The sequence below is a fragment of the Hydrocoleum sp. CS-953 genome (assembly GCF_002260545.1).
Lineage (GTDB): Bacteria > Cyanobacteriota > Cyanobacteriia > Cyanobacteriales > Microcoleaceae > Trichodesmium.
This window is the reverse complement of the sequence record NZ_LGSU01000662.1, coordinates 1-4128: the sequence shown is the minus strand read 5'-3', so window position 1 is coordinate 4128 and position 4128 is coordinate 1. Positions and strand designations below refer to the sequence as shown.

Here is a 4128-nt window from a genome sequence, read left to right as displayed (position 1 = left end):
TATTGCTCTATACGCAATAGAAGAGAAATTCTCACTACTCACCTCCATCTCGTAGGCGCTTCAGAAAATGAAATTACTATTGCTCTATAGGTAATAGAAGAAAAATTCCACTACTCACCTCCATCTCGTAGGCGCTTGAGAAAATGAAATTACTATTGCTCTATAGGTAATAGAAGAGAAATTCCACTACTCACCTCCATCTCGTAGGCGCTTCAGAAAATGAATTAATTATTCTGACTCTATAAGTAATAGAAGAGAAATTCTCACTACTCACCTCCATCTCGTAGGCGCTTGAGAAAATGAAACTATTATTTCTCTATACGCAATAGAAGAGAAATTCCACTACTCACCTCCATCTCGTAGGCGCTTGAGAAAATGAATTAATTATTCTGACTCTATAAGTAATAGAAGAGAAATTCCACTATTCACCTCCATCTTGTAGGTGCTTGAGAAAATGAATTAATTATTCTGACTCTATAAGTAATAGAAGAGAAAATTTCACTATCCACCTCCATCCGGCAGGTGCTTGAGAAAATGAAATTACTATTGCTCTATACGCAATAGAAGAGAAATTTCACTAACCACCTCCATCCGGCAGGCGCTTGAGAAAATGAAACTACTATTGCTCTATACGCAATAGAAGAGAAATTATCACTATTCACCTCCATCTCGTAGGCGCTTGAGAAAATGAAACTACTATTGCTCTATACGCAATAGAAGAGAAATTCCACTACTCACCTCCATCTCGTAGGCGCTTCATAAAATGCAATTACTATTGCTCCATACGCAATAGAAGAGAAATTCCACTACTCACCTCCATCTCGTAGGCGCTTCATAAAATGAATTAATTATTCTGACTCTATAAGTAATAGAAGAGAAAATTTCACTATTCACCTCCATCTCGTAGGCGCTTCATAAAATGAAACTACTATTGCTCCATACGCAATAGAAGAAAAATTTTCATCAGCCAACTTCGTGAGCTTCAGGGAATGAAACTACTATTGCTCTATACGCAANATTCACCTCCATCTCGTAGGCGCTTCATAAAATGAAACTACTATTGCTCCATACGCAATAGAAGAAATAGTCGATAATGAATAATAAATAATGAATAGTAGATAATAAAAACAATCTCTAATTATCAATTATCAATCAAGCAAGTCAACAAAATTAATTACACATTTTAGAGAATAAAACCCTTACTCTATTAGGCATTATTTGTGTAAATAATTCTGCCTAGGTGCTTATCAATTATCAATTATCAATTATCCATTATCCATTATCCATTATCCATTACCCATTATCCATTATTAATTATTTAAAATGCTTGATAATTGCATCAGCAAATTCAGAACACTTCAAAGGTGGTACAGGAGGTTCCATTAACCTTGCCAAATCATAAGTAACCTCACCCTTAGAAATAGCAACCTCAAGACCTTTTTTAACCAAATCCGCAGCTTCTTGCCAACCCATATATTCCAACATCATCACACCAGAAAGAATCAAAGAACCAGGATTTACCCTATCCAAACCAGCGTGTTTTGGAGCCGTACCATGAGTAGCCTCAAAAATAGCACATTCATCACCAATATTAGCACCAGGACCCATACCCAAACCACCAACAATAGCAGCAGCAGCATCAGATAAATAATCCCCATTCAAATTCATAGTTGCCAAAATAGAATACTCCCCTGGTCGAGTTTGAATTTGTTGGAAAATACTATCAGCAATACGGTCATTTACCATAATTTTCTCTTTCCATTTTCCATCCCCATGACTATCCCAAATAGCTGCCAATACACCCTCAACTTCTTGACAAATTTCAGCTTGTTTTTCTGGAGTCAAAGCATCATAACCAGGGTCAATTTTTCGAGCATTTTCCTCACTACTAATATTAGAATTTTCCTCCTTATTAGAAAGTATCCAAGATTCTCTTTCAGTAACACATTCTTGACGAAATTCTGTAGTTGCTAATTCATAACCCCAATCACGAAATGCGCCTTCAGTGTACTTCATAATATTACCCTTATGTACCAAAGTCACCATTTGTTTAGACTTAGGTAAACGCAAAGCATTTTGGATAGCACGTTTTACCAAACGTTGCGAACCAGTTTTACTCACAGGTTTAATACCAATACCAGAGTCGAGGCGAATTTGCTTTTTGCCATGTTCGGGAGTACCAGGAATTAAGTCTTTGTTTAAAATGTCAATCAACTTGCTAGCAATATCAGTTCCCTCCCGCCATTCTATTCCGAGATAAATGTCTTCAGTATTTTCCCGATAAATAATGACATCTAATTTTTCCGGTGTTTTGTGAGGAGAAGGGGTACCTGCATAATATCTACAAGGACGAACGCAAGCATATAAATCATTAATTTGACGCAACGCCACATTTAGGGAACGAATACCCCCACCGATGGGAGTTGTCAGAGGACCCTTAATCGCAATACCATATTCTCTAATAGCAGCAAGGGTATCTTCCGGCAAATATTGGAAAGTACCATATTTGTCACACGCTTCATCACCAGCGTAGACCTTGAACCAATTAATTTTGCGTTTATCTCCATAAGCAGTAGCGATCGCTGCATCAAAGACTTTTTGAGATGCTGGCCATAAATCTACTCCTGTACCATCGCCCCGAATAAAGGGGATAATGGGGTCATCTGGAACATTAGGTTGACCGTTGCTAAAAGTGACTTTAGACCCTGTAGTTGGAGGAGTTATTTTTTCGTACATACCTTGATAGTCCTGGTTACAATACATTCCTTTGTGTCCAGATTATCAATGTATTATGGTATATGAAATATATATAAGATTTTTTTAGAATTTAAGTGAAGGAAGAAGAAAGAAGGAAAAAGGAAAAAGGAATAATTTAATTATTTTTGTAGATTTTTCCAGAAGGAAAGTAACATAAATAGCAGATTTTTTAGCAAGATAATATATTTGCCAAAGAAGCTGTAGGGGTTTGGTCTCCAAACCCCTAAATTTCAGTATTGCTGAACCAAGGGATGAATATTGTCAGAAAAGTTAAATCCCAATCTTTTACTTTCTCTTGCTCCAAAACTATAATTCATCCCATACTTCCCACACTAATTCATCCCACAAATATGCAAGCCCTAAATTTCTAGTGCTTTGATAATTACTGAGGATAGAATCTTATTTTGCGACAAAGCAAGGGGATTTAATATTATATCTTTCTCTGTATTCAAGATATAATATCTACCAGTCTCTAAAAACCTGTTTATTTAGTTAGATTATTATGTTTGATTTTATTAGTATTCCATTATTAGCTCAAGGTTTTAATGCAGGTCTAAAGATAGCAGAATTAACTGGTTTTATAGAATCTTTAAATGTCAAAATAGACAAATTGATAAACACAGACTTAAATTCAGGTATTAGAGACTTACAAAGTAGTGAAAGAACCGATAATATTGAGAGCAAAATTTTATATATATATGAAGCACGCAAGTGTTTTAGAAATGCTATAAGTTTGGAAAAAGATGAACGATTATGTTTGGCATATATTGGATATATTTATTGTCTTGGTTGTATGAATGAAAGAGAAAATATGAGAGTCGCTCTCGAAGATTTTTCATGCAAACATTTTCAGGTTAATTTTTGGGGTTATAAAACTTTCAAAGAAGAATTTGTGGAGATTTTTGTTTCCAGTGTACAATACCTACCTTTTAAGTTGAAAAATTATAAATTATTTGCAGAAGACTGTATACTTTTGGCTAAGTTGTGTTTATTATTATTCTTATTATTTATTCGACAATTCAATCCTCAGTACCTTAGACTTAGGATGAGGTATACAAGAAAAAAAAATGTAGAAACATTTAAGGAACTTCAAAACAGAATCAAGTTCTTTCAACAACGAAAGATTGTACAGGAACAGATAATCTTAATTGCTGAAAAATTTCAAACAAAACAAGCAAAATATACAATTAAAGACTCAAGGAAAATACTAATGTTGATAGAAAAACAAATGCAAATATTTGACTTGCAGAAAGAAGCTTACAATTATGCCAATCAATTGTAAGTAATATCAAATCCGCTTACCTCGGAGTAACAAGAAACCGGGTTTGTGGGAGGTCAATGGTAGGGACGTTGCATGCAACGTCCCTACAA

2 protein-coding genes are annotated in these 4128 nt (G+C 34.9%); one reads left to right on the top strand and one right to left on the bottom strand.

The genetic code is table 11. The annotated features are described in order from the left end of the window. Positions 1–1314: 1314 nt before the first annotated feature. Positions 1315–2736, bottom strand: a complete 1422-nt coding sequence (locus AFK68_RS07520; protein WP_094672220.1) for an NADP-dependent isocitrate dehydrogenase — start codon at positions 2734–2736, stop codon at positions 1315–1317. A 523-nt stretch (positions 2737–3259) separates the two neighbouring features. On the opposite strand from AFK68_RS07520, the gene AFK68_RS07515 reads away from it, so the two are divergent. Then, entirely contained in the window at positions 3260–4039 is a 780-nt protein-coding gene (locus AFK68_RS07515) for a hypothetical protein (RefSeq protein WP_094672219.1), read from the top strand. Positions 4040–4128 lie beyond the last annotated feature (89 nt).

Bases quoted from the DNA above. Each gene is read 5' to 3' on its own strand.
- AFK68_RS07520 (WP_094672220.1), bottom strand. From the start codon at position 2,736: ATGTACGAAAAAATAACTCCTCCAACTACAGGGTCTAAAGTCACTTTT.
- AFK68_RS07515 (WP_094672219.1), top strand. From the start codon at position 3,260: ATGTTTGATTTTATTAGTATTCCATTATTAGCTCAAGGTTTTAATGCA.